This window comes from Enterococcus sp. AZ188 (assembly GCF_050544075.1).
Taxonomy (GTDB): Bacteria; Bacillota; Bacilli; order Lactobacillales; family Enterococcaceae; genus Enterococcus_D; species Enterococcus_D entomosocium.
Window position 1 is genome coordinate 2,792,298 of the sequence record NZ_CP172943.1, and the last position, 15,180, is coordinate 2,807,477.

The window sequence follows — 15,180 nt, forward strand, 5'->3', positions numbered from 1 at the left end:
CAAACCATTCATTTAGTGAACAAACTTTACCAGGTTTTTATCCAGAAAACTTTGGATAAAGTTTGTTTTTTTACTCAAATACACAGTTTTCTATCTAAAATCCAACGCTATATAAACAAAAATCTGCTTTATATTTCTTACTATCCGAATGCGACCCTCTATAAGTTCCTCTACTAGTACACAGAATAAAGATATTCTACGTTCAAAAATATTTGAGTTTCTCTACTACCGCTCATACACATCATTTTGATCCAAGGTTGGCGCTAACGCAGTGACGATCGTTTCCACCATCTTTAAGTTTTCGACCCCTGCAATCTTGCCGAACTCGTCGGCATGGATGGAAAGATTTTTCATTGTTAGATTGCGGATCGGTTCTGCTTGGCTGGCCTCGATGAAGAAAGCACGCACGCTTTGTTGTCCTATTTTGGTAGCTTGCACGTTTTCAATAGTAATGTCGCAGACCTTTGCTGGACCTACTGGAATAGCAGGTTGTGCCATCAATTTGTGCCAATAGTCGGGAATCTCTTCCGCATAATCAGCTGGCAGTTCTGGATAACTATAATCTGGGTACCAATTTGTTTGTAAGAGAAAAGGAAAGCCAACATCCTTCATCGTTAAATCCGAAGCAGTGACCTTGCGTATAAATCCACCTCGATTGTTGGCGGATTTGATCCGAAACCCTGCACCAGTTTGCTCAAAGACGACTTTTTGGATTTTGATCTCTTCGATCCCACCTGAAGTTTCACTGCCAATGGCAATTCCTGAACCGTACCCTAACTGACAGTCTTTGATCGTGATTTTCCGACAGCTTCTTTGCTGGGCTAAGGCTTCTGCCCCACGTCCCGCCTTGATCGAGATATTGTCATCGTTGCAGGAAATGTAGGCATTTTGAATGGTGACTTCTTCACAGGAATCAATATCGATGCCATCAGTACTAGGCCCTTTTCCATTGTCTATCGTGATGCCGTCGATCAATATGTGGTGAGAATACGTGATTTGTGTATTCCAAAAACCCGACTGTACCGACGAAATATCTTTGATGGTTACTTGCTGACTTTCATAAACAAGGATATTTCGTGGACGCTTGCAATCATAATCTGCTGCCCAGCGTAAGCCTTTCTTTGCATAATCCGCCATCATCCCGCTGGCTTCATCTGTTCCCCAAAACGTTTGCCACCATGTTTCTCCACGACCATCAAGTTTCCCTTTTCCCGAGATCATGACATTTTCTGCGTGAAAAACATTGATCATCGCTGCAGGCCACTTCATATTGATCCCTGCGACCCGATTATCTACTTCGGGATAATCGGCCAGTTCTTGACTACCATACAGAATCGTATCCTCTGAGACAATCAAGTGCACATTGCTTTTTAAAAACAACGCGCCGATTTGATAGGCGCCGGGTGGTGTAATCACTGTTCCCTGCACAGTTGATGCTTGGTCAATTTCTCGTTGCAATAATTGCGTGATGTCTTCCATTCTTGCTTACCTCCTACGCTTTTGTTTTACGCTACAAATAGGTTTATCGATATCCATGACTTTTAAAAATTTGCGCATCGCCAACCTTTTTTCATCTATCATTTATTTGGATAGAACTAAGTGCTTCTTACTGGCGCTGTCCATCAAGTAAAGCGTTCCTCTTGGCACATCTCGTTGTCTTTTCCCATGTGCTTTCTGGCGTCCTTTTTTCCTACATTCTTTACTATAGTCCCCTTAGCGGCAAAAGAAAGTCCTTTTTGATTTCTGAGGATCGTCTTTTTTTGTAACGTCCTTTCTTGTTAGAAAAATGCGCCTTTTTGTCTACAAAAGCAAAAAGGCGCAACCTGTCAAGGAAGGAAATAAGGTGCTTAACTAACTGTTTCTCATTGGGAAAACCAACGCAGATCATTTCCAAAAGCTTGTTCTACGTGCGTTTCTTTTGCCCCACCATGGATAGTTCGACTGTTTCTTGGCAACTTATTGCGTCACTTATGGCCGCTCGATCAATGATCGCTGCCTCTTTAAAGCTGACCTCCTGACACTGTTCAAAAATCATTTTCTTTTGCCCTTTAGCTGATTCAAAGGCAACTGACTCAAAAGTAACGCGTTGGATCGGTGAAACCTGCTGTGTTTGTTCATCGACAAACCCTTTTAGCTCGACCAAAGGGTTCTGCCCTACGATACGGGTATTCTTGACCAAAATATCCGAAATGATCGGTAACTGTTGTGCTGCCTGACCATCGGCATTGTAAGCAACAGGATGAGCCATGAAACGATCCAACAGGCAATCGGTGATCGTCACTTGACGAATATAGCCACCACGATCATTCTGCGCTTTCAATTCTAGTCCATAAAGCGTATTGGTCAGTTGACAATCTCGAAAAGCGATATTTTCAACACCACCAGATTGCTCACTACCAATCGCGATGCCATGTCCCCCTCGAATAGTCAAATCAAACAGCCGAATATTTTTCGCTGGTCTATTGATCTGATTTCCTTCTGGATTTTTGCCAGATTTGATTGCGATACAATCATCGCCCGTATCAAAAACGGTGTCAAAAATCAGCAAATTTTGCGAAGAATCTGGGTCCCAACCATCGCCATTGTCGATGCCTTTGGACTGAATAGTCACCCCATGGGTCACAACGGTGTCACAGTAAATCATATGAACAGTCCAGCATGGTGGATCAATCAACGTCAGCTCTGTCAAATGGATGTTTTTGGCCTGCATCATACAGATCAAACGTCCCCTTACTCGTCTTCCAGGTTTTCCATCAGAAACATATTCTGGATACTGTTCACGGTCTGCATAAGGGTTTCGCATCGCTAGTCCTAATGGATTCCCGCCACCAATGATCGTTCCTTTGCCACAAAGACGGACATTTTCACAAACGATACGCCCTCGATCGCCCCGATCGATATACCCAATGTTGATCAATGAACGAAAACAAAACAATTCCCAGCCTTCATAACGGCTTAATGGCAACCCCTCTTGATTCACGCTTCCTAAATAATCGTGAGGGGCAACCCGATACGTTTCTATGTCGAGGCTTGCTTGCAATGTGCCATCTACCTGAAAAATCATATTGCTTTTTAGCTCCAACGCACCGGAAAGGATCACCGCCCCTGTTGGGATCCAGACTGTGCCGTTGCTAGGACAATCGTTGATCGCTTGCTGGAGAATGGCGGTACTATCTTCTTTGCCTTCGCTATCAGCATGGTATGGTGCTTGCGTAACATCTAACACAACACTTTTTTTCTTTGTACGAAAGGTCGTCGTGACTGCGGTATTTGTAAGCAGACATCCCTGAAGATCGAGGCAGATGATCGTTACTTGATACGTTTGATCGGCAGATAAGTTTGTCAACGTCCAATGCGTCTTGTTTGTTGGTCTGGTTTGGATCAAATCGTTGTCTAAAAACAATTGATAACCAAAAATAGCTTGAGCGTGCAGCGGCTTCTCCCAAATAAGGGTCGCTTGATGAGCGCCGATCGTGCTTGGTACGACATGAAAATCAATTACTTGAAATGGTTCCATCGGTTTGTCCTTTCTTCAACGAATTCATTCAATAGAAAAAAGATATTCCAAAACAGCGAATATCTTTTTCCATACTTATTTAAGACCAGTCGTGCTGATGCCTTCAACAATGTATTTTTGGAAAATAAAGAAGATGATCAACACAGGCAGCAAGGAGACCACAGACATCGCGAACATGGCTCCCCAATTGGAGGTGCTGCTAGCATCCAGGAACTGCTTCAAGGCAATCGATACCGTGTAGTTTTGCGGACGTGTGAGGTACAGCATCGGTCCGATCAGTTCTTCCCATTTCCAATAGAAAGAGAAGATCGCAGCGTTTGCCAAGGAAGGCTTCATCAACGGTAGAATCACGCGGAAGAAAATACCGACCCGTCCACAGCCGTCCATTTTTGCTGCTTCATCTAAATCTGTCGGGATCGCAGAGACGAATTGGACCATCATGAAAATAAAGAAGGCTTGTCCGAAGTATGAAGGAACGGTCACTGGACGAATCGAGTTAAGCCAGCCTAATTGATTAAACCAAAGATACTGAGGCACCATGATGATCTCTTGCGGTAGCATCATCGTGACCAAGATACAAGCAAACCAAAAGCCTTTTCCTTTGAAAGGAATCCGACCAAATCCATAAGAAATGACAGCCGAAGAACAGACCGCCCCTACCATTGAAATCAACGCGATTTGCAATGAGTTGAAAATATAGCGAATGAAGGGAATCCCTGCGATCCCTTCAAACCCCTTGGTAAAGTTTTCTAACGTCCAGCTGCGGGGGATCAACTCCGTTGCCGTTCGAAAAATGTCACTACTAGGTTTAAAGGCACTAAACAGCAGCCAGAAAATCGGATAAAGCATCAGTAATGCAGCAACTAAGATCACGGCATCAAAGAAATAATTTTGTTTTTGTTCACGCATCAATCAAACCTCCTCGTTTTCTTTAAACACCCAAAATTTCGATGTTGCGAACAACAGAATCGTAATCAACCCAACGATGACCAGTAAAATCCACGCTAAGGCTGAAGCATAGCCCATTTTGAAATCGGTAAAGGCTCGTTGATACATGTACAAGGAATAGACTAACGTGCCGTTACGGGGTGAACCCGTCCCATTCGAAATGATAAACGCAGGTGTAAACGTCAAAAAGGCCATGATCGTTTGATAGATCAGATTGAAAAAGATGATTGGCGTCAGGACTGGGACCGTGATATTGAAAAACTGTCTGATTTTTCCTGCCCCATCAATTTCCGCCGCTTCGTAATAATCTTTCGGAATATTTTTCAAACCGGATAAGAAAATCAACATCGACGAGCCAAATTGCCACGCTGCTAATAAAATCAAGGTCATCAACGCTAAGCCAGGACTTTTAAAGAAGTAGATCGGGTCTAAGCCGATCGCCGCTAGCACGCCATTGATCAACCCTGAATCGCCAAAAAGATTCCGCCACATGATCGATACCGCCACGCTCCCACCTAAAATCGAAGGGATATAAAATAATACCCGATAAGCGCCGCTTAATTTCGATGGGCGGTTGATCAGCATCGCCACTGCTAATGCGACGATCAGCCGTAAAGGGACTGCCAACACAACATATTTCAGCGTAACAGTCAGTGACTGAACAAACTTGGGATCATTCGTAAAAATCGTTATAAAGTTATTCCAGCCAACAAATTGCGCCTCTGTCAATAGATCATAGTCATGAAAAGACATAAAAAGAGAAATCCCCATCGGGACGATTATAAAAGCAAAAAAGCCAATGATGAAGGGTGAGATAAATAAGTAGCCTGTAACCATATTCTGTTTTGATTCTGGTAATCGATTAAACCAGCTTTTGAGTTTCCCAGGTTCTTTGGCCGTGGGTGATTTTGATTGTAGTTCCATAATTTTCACTTCCTACCTCCTATAGTTGATTACGCTTACAAGTTGATTTTAACGAAGTACTTCTTAAGAATGAATAGAAAAAAAAGCACAGAAATGTGAAAAACTAGAGGACCTATATTTTTTTCCTCCAGTGCTTCTCCTAAAAAAACGCCTTTACTGAAAAAGTCAGTAAAGGCGCCACAGCTATGCTTATTGATAGTTTTCTGCAAAAATTTCTTCGCAGCGTTGCGTAAAGGCATCATAAGTTTCTTCTGGTGTCATCGTGCCATAAGTGATCTCTGCGTACAGCTCTTTAAAGTACGTGTTGATTTCAGCAAACCCAATTGGTGGGATTGGGGATGGATCACCGACGATGTCTGCAATATCATCTAAGAAATCAGAGGACTCTTGTTCTTCTGGTGTCATGTCGGCATAAAGCAATTCTTTGATGGCATCATTGGAAGGAATCCCCCGCTCAGTACCGATGATCTTATTGGCTTCTTCACTATTCACTAAAAAGTCAACAAACTTCGCAGCTGCTTCTTTTGATTCAGAAGCATTCGCGATCGAATAAAAGAACCCTGGTCGATACGCCATCGCCCCGTTTTCTGAGTCAAAAGGACGAGCCAAATTGATTTCGACATCTTCTGCGGCGGAGGCTTTATAGGTCAAGTATTGATTGGACCAAGTCATCATATAAGCTGCTTTTCCTTGTGAAAACGGATATTGATCCATACTGTTGGCATTGCTAGTCACTTCTGCGGTTGGCATTGCTTTGGCTTCCGTAAGATCTGCGATAGCCCCCATAAATTCAACCCAGTTTTCTTTGGTAAAACCGATCTCTGGTTTGCCGTCTGCATCGTATTGGTATAGATCTTCGCCTTTAGTACGTAAAAAGTATTGCAAAATCGTACTGTTGTCATTGTTATCGTTCCAACCGTAATCACCTGTTGCTTCAGCGATCGCTGCCGTACTTTCTACAAGGTCATCGAAGGTATAATTGCTAAAGTCAATCCCAGTGCCCCCTTGTTCTACCAATGATGGATTGTAGAGCATCGCCATAGTATTGACAGAAGTTGGTATGCCGAAAACGTTTCCATCTAACTCGCCTGTTGCTAAAATCGATTCTTTGATATCATCGGTTTGAATCTCATTGCCGATAAATTCCGACATATCTGCTAATTGATTTTTCGTTCCATATTGCGCAATGTACTGCACATCCATCTGGATCACATCAGGTAATTCTCCAGAAGCCGCTTTTGTCGCTAGTTTTTTCCAATGGTCATCCCAAGAACCATATTCATATTCAACTTTGATGTCAGGATTTTGTTTCTCAAATTCTTTGATCGATTCGATATACTTCTCGTGTCTGACTTCTGAGCCCCACCAGGTAAAGGAAATCGTCGTTTTCCCATCTGCATCAGCTTCTGAGCTTCCGCTACTATTGCCGTTATTGCCACAAGCTGCTAAGGTCGCACCAAGAAACAACAAGCTCGCTGCTTTTAAAAAAGTTTTCTTCATTCTTCTACACTCCTTTTTGTTTGCGCTTACAAGGTGATTGTAATGGAAATCCTCGTTAATAAAAATGAAAAAACAAGAGCAAATATGTGAAAAACTAGACTGTCGTTTTTGCTGAAGGCTAAGCCTTCACGGGCAATAGCTAGAAAAAAATAGAAAAACAGATGAAAAATGTAAAAAAACAGACATGCTCTATTTTTTCCAATATACTATGCTATACTAGCGTTGAAAAGGCTTACTTTTCAAAAAACAAGGTAGGTGGAAACAATGAAAAAAATACAAACCGGACTGTTTCGTCTTTTTACGGTAACAGCTTATTTTGCTAAATTAAACCTTTTATGGCTTTTCTTTACCCTTTTAGGGTTGGGGATTTTTGGCTTCGGTCCTGCCACCGCTGTCACGATCAAATGTTTACATGATTTTCGTAAAACTGGTCATGACTATTCAGCTGTTGCCTTCTGGCAAGCCTACAAGCAAGCCTTTCGCACCTTTTCCCTTTTTGGCATTGGACTATTAAGTACAGTACTCCTGTTGTTGTTTAACTTACGGATTACTCATTTTTTCCCGACTGAAATGGCTTGGCTGCGTCCTGTCTATTTACTTTTAACGATTCTCCTCCTTTACACTGCATTCATCAGCTTTATGACCTATGCCAAAGCCGAACAACACGCTTGGAAACAGACCTTGTACGTCAGTATCTTTCTAGTCTTTCGCTACCCACTGCAAGGCCTTGCCTTGTTGTTTACCTGGTATTTATTGTTTCTCTTATTGACTGCCAAAACCTCTTTGTTACTCGTCTTTGGACTGGTGATTTTCTTGTTCTTCGCTGAATTTTTTCATGGTCAGATGATTGAAAAAACCAAACAATTGCAAGCAAAGCGAGGCAGTGTCCATGAAGTCCCAGAAGCTGATCAATCACTTTAAAAAGCAGCCTTTTGAGCGACAGTTACATTTTGTCTTTTTTGCGACGGTGGCAATTATCGTCTCATTGGCTGTTCTCCTGACCTTAGTTTGGCGACAAGTCTACATGGCGCAGCTGAAAGAAGCCGCGTATAAAGATGTCTCGATCATTTCAACAAATATCGCCAAGCGTTTAACTGCCGTCGAAACCCTCTCTTTTCGCATTATCGATAGTGCACCGATCCAAAATGGCCTACAAAGGATCTTGGCACAAGATTCCTTGCAATCCTTAGAGGCGATCGACCAAAAGAATGCCTTAAGTGCAGAAATCAACGCCCTCGTACGCAATGAATCAACGATTCAAAACGTCTATCTCTTTACCCCAACGAACGAAAACATGATCAACTTTCTAGCCGAGACCGACCATATCTTTAATGGCCAAACCATCAAAGATATGATCGAGACTTTGCCCGATAAGCCTGCCAAAGGGAGTTGGTTTTTTGCAAAGGACCTTTCTCAAGGTGTCTACCTGCGAAAAATCTATTCAACAGCCGATCTTTCTTTAACCTATATTGGTACGGTGATATTTCTAGTGAATACGTCCTTCTTTCGTAACGAGATCGAAAGTCTTCCCATTGTCTCCGAACAAAACCAATTTTTCATGGCGTATCAGAACCAATTTTATAGTACCGCAAATGACGAGCAAACCCTCGCTGCGGATCAAAATACCTTGCAGCAAAAAATGGAAACCTTCCAGCGATCGATCGGCTCCATGACGTTTGATAATCGCCAGTACTACTACGCAATGGATCGGAAGACGATGCCGAATATGACCTTCATTTATTTACTGCCTGAAAATCAAGTCTTAGCTGATCTTTATAAACTACAAGGCCTTTCCATCGCTGTGAGTTTGCCTTTTTTATGTTTGATTATTGTTGTGATTCGGAAAATAAGCAATCAGCTGACCCGCCCTTTAGCTGACTTGGCTTCGCAAATGGCCGTTCTGCGGAAAACGAAAAAACTGGCCTCTTTAAAGACCCTCGCTGTCCCAGAAAATAGTCAAGAAGAGATCATGGTCCTTTATGAAAGCTACAATACGATGATCGATGAATTAAATGCCTTGATCAAGGACAATTATGAAATGCGTATATTGTCCCAAGAAATCGAATTTAAAGGATTGCAAGCGCAATTAGATCCACATTTTCTATACAATACGTTAGACTCGATCAACTGGATCGCCATTGAAAATCAGCAGTGGCAGATCTCAGAGATGGTCACCTCCCTTGCCTATTTGTTTCGAAAAAAAATCGATACCAAGTCTGACTTCACAACGCTACAAGATGAATTAGATATCGTGCACGCCTATATCAATATTCAAAACGTTCGCTTCGGGAAACGGATCGAGTATATCGAAGTAATTTTGGTGAATGACTTGTCCTTTAAAATTCCTAAGTTACTGATTCAACCATTGATTGAAAATGTCTTTAAATACGCCGTCAATGATATGAAGGAGACGTGTCGCCTCGTCCTTACGATTGAACAACAAGCAACCTTTCTCCAAGTCAGTGTCTCTGACAATGGCCCTGGTTTTAAAGCCAACTTCTCGATTGAAAAAGAAGGCGGCATCGGATTGACCAATATTCAAAAACGATTGCAACTGCATTATGGTGATCAAGCGTCCTTAGCCATCGTCTCCTCGATTCCCTTCAAAAAGACGACGGTGCGCTTTGTGATCCCCTTAAAAGGAGTGAGTGAAACATGAAAAATATCCTCGTTGTTGACGATGAACCCTTGATAGCAAATGGTGTGGCTAACCTCGTTGCTTCTTTTGATTTCCCATTAGTGGTCAAAGGAATTTACACAGACAGTGAAGAAGCCTTGGCATTTTGTCAGCAAAACACCATCGACATCGTGATTACCGACATCAATATGCCTAAAGTCAATGGACTTGCCTTGATCAAAAAATTAAAAGCCATCAATCCTGCGATTCAAATCATTATTTTGACAGGCTTTGGCAGCTTCTCCTTTGCCAAAGAAGCGATGGCTTTAGGGGTCAAATTTTTCCTTGAAAAACCTGTTTTTCCGAGCAAGCTTTCAGAAGCGTTGGCTGAGACGATCGAACGTTCTGAACGTCGTCAAATGGAATCTACCCTCTATTTAAAACAACAAATTGAACAATACATCAATAGCTGCGGAGAAGAACCGCTGCCTGAATCGTTCGTTTTTCCATTTTGTATGTACTTATTTGATTCGAAATTCTATCACGCCATCGCCAAGCGGATCGAAAGCTATGAGAACCATCACGAGTTGGTGATCGGTCATCAAAACAAAGTTGGCTATATCCTGAACTTCAGTACGGAAAATACCTTTAATCTCTTTTTTAAAACGAAGGTACAGGCTGCGCATCTAGGAAAAGGGATCGCCATCAATTGCTGGGTCGAAACCCCCGAAAAATTTTTACTCAGTTATCATTTAGGCAAGCGGAACTTGGATAAGGAGTTTTATTTTGATACCTTTGAAGTCATCCAAGAAGCCCAAATCTCACAAGAAAATGTCTATGAAAATAGTCTCTATATGGAATACCGTGAAAAACTTTTGGCATTGATCGACAAAGGCGAACTGACTTTAGCCCAAGTTCTTACGGAAAACTTTTTTTCTACCTGTCGCATGGAGCTTTACCCTGTCCAACTATTGCGGCTGCAGGTCAACGATTTGTTATCGGCAATTTTTGAAAACCATCGCATCAAAAAAGACATCTACTTTGATGACTATTCCCCAAAGATCATGCTCTTGAATAATTGGCACGAACTCCAGTTTATGCTGCTTCACTGTATCGATTTGATGCGGGGCAGCTTAGACGATAGCGAGAACATGCAGCTGTCCCAAAAAGTCAACCTGATCATCGAAGAATATTATGACCATGAAGCATTGTCATTGAAATGGATCGCCGCCCATCTTTTGTACTTAAATCCTGAATACTTAGGAAAAACCTATTACAAAGAAACCGGGATTCGCTTCAATCAAAAATTAGCCGAATACCGCATCCAAAAAGCACAAGAACTGCTGAAGAAAAACTACAAAGTCTACGAAGTGGCAGCGATGACGGGCTTTAGTAATGCCCCCGAATATTTTGTTCAAACGTTTAAAAAGATTACCGGTATGACACCAAAGAAATTTTTGAAGCAGCAAGAAAAAGCACTTCTCTCTTAACGTTTCTTCTATCCGAAATGACTGTGTTGCTATTTCAACAAAAGAGGTAGTCCGCTCACATTCGTGAGCGAACTACCTCTTTGACTAACCAGTAATTGATGTCAAACAATTGATGCGACCGTGTTCGTTTTAAGAAATAAACATTTTTGTCTAGCTTACAGCGTAAAGACTTCCTTTAACTCCTGTGTCACTGGCGAATCATCCGGATTTGTTTCCATAAGTTCTGCCATGTACTGCCACCATTTTTGGTTGATCTCGGTTGCCGCTAACTGCTGCCAGCGGGTTTCATCTTCAATCTCAAGGTAGCCAAACAACGCAAGGCTTTCTGGATCTAAGAAAATCTGGTAGCTTTTCGCCCCGTGTGCTATGAGCTGCTCTTTTAGTTCTGGCCATAGTTCGCGATGCCGTTTTTCATATTCTGCTTCATAACCAGGATGTAGCTTCATCCGAATCGCTTTTTTGATCATCTTTGTCTGCTCCTCTCTTTATTACGTAAGGTGTTTAACTTAACAAAATGAAACCAATAGTTCAGTAAATGCTAAAACTGTCAGTGATTGCCCGTAAGGCATTGCTGTAATCGCGATGTTTTTGTAGTACTCCAAGTCTTCTCCCATTCCAGTACCGATGGAAACATTTTGGACTTCTCCATCTTCTGCGACTTGTTCGATCAAACCGGCTAACGCTTTATAGGCAACATCTTCCCAAGCTTTGTCAATGTAACGCTTATGAACGGCTTTTAAAATCCCATAGGCAAAACCAGCCGTCGCAGAAGCCTCCACATACGAGCTAGGATCATCTAACAAGGTGTGCCACAAACCACTTTCATCTTGCATTTCTTGCAAGGCAGCTAGTTGGTCTAAGAGGGTATTGATCAAGAAGCCTCGTAACGCATCTCCTTCTTGCAAGTCGAGAATGTCAATGATCTCAGGAATCGCAATGGTGATCCAGCAGTTGCCTCTTGCCCAAAGCGCTTGCGCATAATTGTGGCGTTCTTCAAAGGTCCAGCCGTGGAACCAAAGACCAGTTTTTTTATCAACTAAGTATTTGATATGGATCATAAATTGTTGTTTTGCTTCTTCGATATAGGCCGGACGATTCAGCAACATGCCAATTTTCGCCAAAGGCAAAGCGGTCATCATCAAGGTATCGTCCCAAAGCTGGTTGCGATTTTCTGGTCCATAGGTCGCATGCTGCAGACCATTTTCATCGGTTCGCGGCATATCATGCATGACCCATTCCGCCCATTGTTCAAGGTACGGCAAGTAACGAGAATCTTTGGTGTCTTCATAAAGATACGCCATTGCCAAAAGCGGCGCCATCGTGTTGACATTTTTAGGCGGCGCGCCTTCTAACATCCGCTGCTCAAACCATTCTTCCACAACTTGGAGCGCTTTGGGATTTTTGGTGATTTGGTAGTTTTTATAAATGCCGTATAGTCCCACCCCTTGCGGCCAGTTCCAAATCCCCCAGCTTTTATCATCAACGATCAAGCCGTCAAAGTCTAATAGAAATTCGCCATTATCATCCTTGATCGTCGTTAAATTTTCGATCATGCGATCAATTTTTTCTTCTACAACACGTTTTTCCACAAATAACTGTTCTAAAATCACCATTGGGTTCATCCTCTCATTTCTCTTTGATAGATTGATCGTAACACGCTTACATTTACACAAAAATAGCAGTTATTGACACTTTACTATCTATTCTTGTATGATAAAAACAAACGAGTACGAAAGGAGCCAATCATGGAGAAGCAAAGTGCGGATACGATGATCAACGATCGTTTTGAGGCCTTTCATATCAAAGACATCGTAGAAGAAAACAATACCCTTTATCATTACCATAGTTTTTATGAGATTCACTGTACCTTAAAAGGATCAGCGGTCTTCTTTATCGATGGCGGAGAATTCCCTCTAGAACCTGGTACGATCATCTTGATTCCTCCAAACGTCTTGCATCGAATCGTTCATCAAACTTCTGATTTTTTCGAGCGAACCTACCTGTATATCAATCCTAGTTATCTCGCTGCCCTCTCCACTACCCAAACAGATCTCACTGCCTGTTTTCGTAGCAACGGCGGCATCAACAGTCGTATTTTATCGATCGATGCCGACCAACTAGACCAGCTATTGCGTCCTTTACGCAAAAAAACGGATAGCAATTATGGCACCGACTTACTTTATCAAAATCATTTGATTGCGTTTTTGATTTCCATCAATACGATTGCCTATCAGGAAAAAGAACCGCTATTTTTATCCGACTCACTCTATAAAAATAAAGACATTTTGGCTGCTATTACCTATATCAATCAGCATTTGACCGCTGATCTCTCCTTAGAGACCGTCGCCAAAGCCCTTTTCATGAGCCCATACTCGCTTTCAAGGACCTTCAAAAAAGAAACTGGCGTCGCCTTTCATGCCTATGTGGTAAAGAAACGACTCTTAAAGAGCAAAGAAATTTTACGTAAAACCAGAAGCGCCACCGCCACGTTCGAAGCTTGCGGCTTCAACTCCTATACCCATTTTTTACGCTGCTTTAAACAAGAATTTCAGCTGACACCAAAAGAATTTTTACAAGAAGAAGCCCAAAATCAGTTTGTCCGTTTTACGCATTTTGCAGGGAAAAAATAGCAAGCCGTTGCAAAGCGCCAATCATTGGCTCGTGAAAAAAGAGTTGCTGCTTCCCTTTCCTGATGTTAGATGACACAATACAAAAAGAATGACACGAGGAAATGTGTCATTCTTTTTGTATGCTATAAAACTTCCCCATTTGAAGCGATCACTTTTTTATACCACTCAAAGGATTTTTTCTTGGTTCGTTTCAAGGTGCCGTTGCCTTGATCATCTCGATCCACATAGATAAAGCCATAGCGTTTACTCATTTGACCGGTACTGGCTGCTACAAGATCAATACAACCCCAAGTAGTATAACCAAGTAGTTCCACGCCATCGATCATCACCGCATCTTTGAAGGCTTGAATATGTTTTTTTAAATAGTTGATCCGATAATCGTCTGCGACAAACCCGTTCTCATCAGGGGTATCGATCGCCCCTAACCCATTTTCTACGATAAACAACGGTTTTTGATAGCGATCATACAATTGATTCAATGAATTTCTCAGTCCTAACGGATCAATCTGCCACCCCCACTCAGTCGATGGTAGATGTTCATTTTTAATTGATGGAAAGAGATTCCCGGTCGCTTGCGCATAGTCTTCTGGATGGGCACTGACCGTTCGCGAACAGTAATAAGAAAAACTGACAAAATCAACAGGAGAAGCCGCTAAAATCGCCTCGTCTTCAGGTGTCATTTTGATCGTTAAGCCTTCTCGCTCAAATTTTTTCAAGGCATAATTGGGGTATTTGCCTCGGGCTTGCACATCGATAAAGAAATAGCCTTCGCGATCACGATTGATTGCTTCTTGGTAATCTTCAGGTCGGCAAGTATAAGGATAATGACTGCCGCCAGCCAGCATACAGCCGACTTGATTGGTCGGATCGATCTCATGAGCTTTTTTGGTTGCTAAGGCACTGGCGACTAACTGATGATGCGCTGCTTGGTATTTGATTTCTTGACGATTGTCCCCTTCTTTAAAGACGATCCCGCCACCTACAAAAGGCTGATGCAGCAAAATATTGATTTCATTGATCGTCAGCCAATATTTGACCAACCCGCGATAGCGCTGGAAGACGGTTTCCGCATAGGTCACATAGAAATCAATGAGCCGACGATTTTTCCAGCCCCCAAATTCCTTGATCAAATGCAGCGGAACATCGAAGTGGGCAATCGTGACCAATGGCTCGATTTGATGTTTTCTCAATTCTTTGAAGATTTTCTCATAAAAAAGCAGTCCTTCTTCGTTGGGCTCTTCGTCATTGCCATTTGGAAAAATCCTTGACCAAGAAAGTGACATCCGATACACTTTAAAACCCATTTCGGCAAAAAGGGCAATATCTTCCATATAATGGTGGTACATATCAATGGCCGTTTGGGCTGGATAAAAAGAATCTTCCTGCCATTCTAACATTTCCAGTTCACCCACAGCGACCTTTGCGCGATCAGGACCAGTTGGTAAGAGGTCGACATTTGATAAGCCACGTCCTCCTGCTAATACGCCTCCTTCTGCTTGATTGGCAGCCGTTGCACCGCCCCATAAAAAATCATCTGATAATCCCATGTTATTT

The 15,180-nt window shown here is 42.3% G+C and carries 12 protein-coding genes; 4 read left to right on the plus strand and 8 right to left on the minus strand.

Annotated elements, in window-relative coordinates; genetic code table 11:
• Positions 1 to 225: 225 nt before the first annotated feature.
• From IGI86_RS12910 to IGI86_RS12930, 5 genes are all read right to left on the minus strand, one after another.
• Positions 226 to 1,479, minus strand: coding sequence for a glycoside hydrolase family 28 protein (locus IGI86_RS12910; protein WP_086316500.1), 1,254 nt, complete (start codon positions 1,477 to 1,479; stop codon positions 226 to 228).
• Positions 1,480 to 1,903: 424 nt separating this feature from the next.
• A complete protein-coding gene (locus IGI86_RS12915; protein WP_086316501.1) occupies positions 1,904 to 3,517 on the minus strand; it encodes a glycosyl hydrolase family 28 protein in 1,614 nt (537 codons plus the stop codon).
• Between the two features lie 75 nt (positions 3,518 to 3,592).
• Complete coding sequence (locus IGI86_RS12920) at positions 3,593 to 4,426, minus strand: carbohydrate ABC transporter permease (RefSeq protein WP_005234188.1); 834 nt, start codon at positions 4,424 to 4,426, stop codon at positions 3,593 to 3,595.
• A gap of 3 nt (positions 4,427 to 4,429) precedes the next feature.
• A complete protein-coding gene (locus tag IGI86_RS12925) occupies positions 4,430 to 5,389 on the minus strand; it encodes a carbohydrate ABC transporter permease (protein ID WP_016621592.1) in 960 nt (319 codons plus the stop codon).
• Positions 5,390 to 5,578: 189 nt separating this feature from the next.
• Positions 5,579 to 6,889, minus strand: coding sequence for an ABC transporter substrate-binding protein (locus IGI86_RS12930; RefSeq protein ID WP_016612696.1), 1,311 nt, complete (start codon positions 6,887 to 6,889; stop codon positions 5,579 to 5,581).
• A 264-nt stretch (positions 6,890 to 7,153) separates the two neighbouring features.
• Between IGI86_RS12930 and IGI86_RS12935 the strand changes: the two genes are divergently transcribed.
• From IGI86_RS12935 to IGI86_RS12945, 3 genes are read left to right on the plus strand one after another with little or no spacing between them, the layout of a single operon-like run.
• On the plus strand, positions 7,154 to 7,810 hold the full coding sequence (locus IGI86_RS12935; protein ID WP_010749870.1) for a DUF624 domain-containing protein: 657 nt from the start codon (positions 7,154 to 7,156) through the stop codon (positions 7,808 to 7,810).
• Positions 7,779 to 9,548 carry a sensor histidine kinase gene (locus IGI86_RS12940; RefSeq protein WP_008380747.1) on the plus strand — a complete coding sequence of 590 codons (1,770 nt, stop codon included), beginning with the start codon at positions 7,779 to 7,781 and terminating at the stop codon, positions 9,546 to 9,548. The genes IGI86_RS12935 and IGI86_RS12940 overlap by 32 nt, the downstream gene beginning before the upstream one ends.
• On the plus strand, positions 9,545 to 10,996 hold the full coding sequence (locus tag IGI86_RS12945; RefSeq protein WP_005234181.1) for a response regulator: 1,452 nt from the start codon (positions 9,545 to 9,547) through the stop codon (positions 10,994 to 10,996). Before IGI86_RS12940 ends, IGI86_RS12945 begins: the two co-directional genes overlap by 4 nt.
• Before the next feature lie 155 nt (positions 10,997 to 11,151).
• On the opposite strand, the gene rhaM is transcribed toward IGI86_RS12945, so the two are convergent.
• Entirely contained in the window at positions 11,152 to 11,463 is a 312-nt protein-coding gene (gene rhaM / locus IGI86_RS12950; RefSeq protein ID WP_061053170.1) for an L-rhamnose mutarotase, read from the minus strand.
• A 39-nt stretch (positions 11,464 to 11,502) separates the two neighbouring features.
• Positions 11,503 to 12,609: a glycoside hydrolase family 88/105 protein gene (locus IGI86_RS12955; RefSeq protein ID WP_008380741.1), complete on the minus strand. Its 1,107-nt coding sequence runs from the start codon at positions 12,607 to 12,609 to the stop codon at positions 11,503 to 11,505.
• 132 nt (positions 12,610 to 12,741) lie between these two features.
• Between IGI86_RS12955 and IGI86_RS12960 the strand changes: the two genes are divergently transcribed.
• On the plus strand, positions 12,742 to 13,626 hold the full coding sequence (locus tag IGI86_RS12960; protein ID WP_008380738.1) for an AraC family transcriptional regulator: 885 nt from the start codon (positions 12,742 to 12,744) through the stop codon (positions 13,624 to 13,626).
• A 122-nt stretch (positions 13,627 to 13,748) separates the two neighbouring features.
• Here IGI86_RS12960 and IGI86_RS12965 read toward each other — a convergent pair whose 3' ends face one another.
• Positions 13,749 to 15,173 carry a 6-phospho-beta-glucosidase gene (locus tag IGI86_RS12965; RefSeq protein ID WP_244732352.1) on the minus strand — a complete coding sequence of 475 codons (1,425 nt, stop codon included), beginning with the start codon at positions 15,171 to 15,173 and terminating at the stop codon, positions 13,749 to 13,751.
• Positions 15,174 to 15,180: the final 7 nt, after the last annotated feature.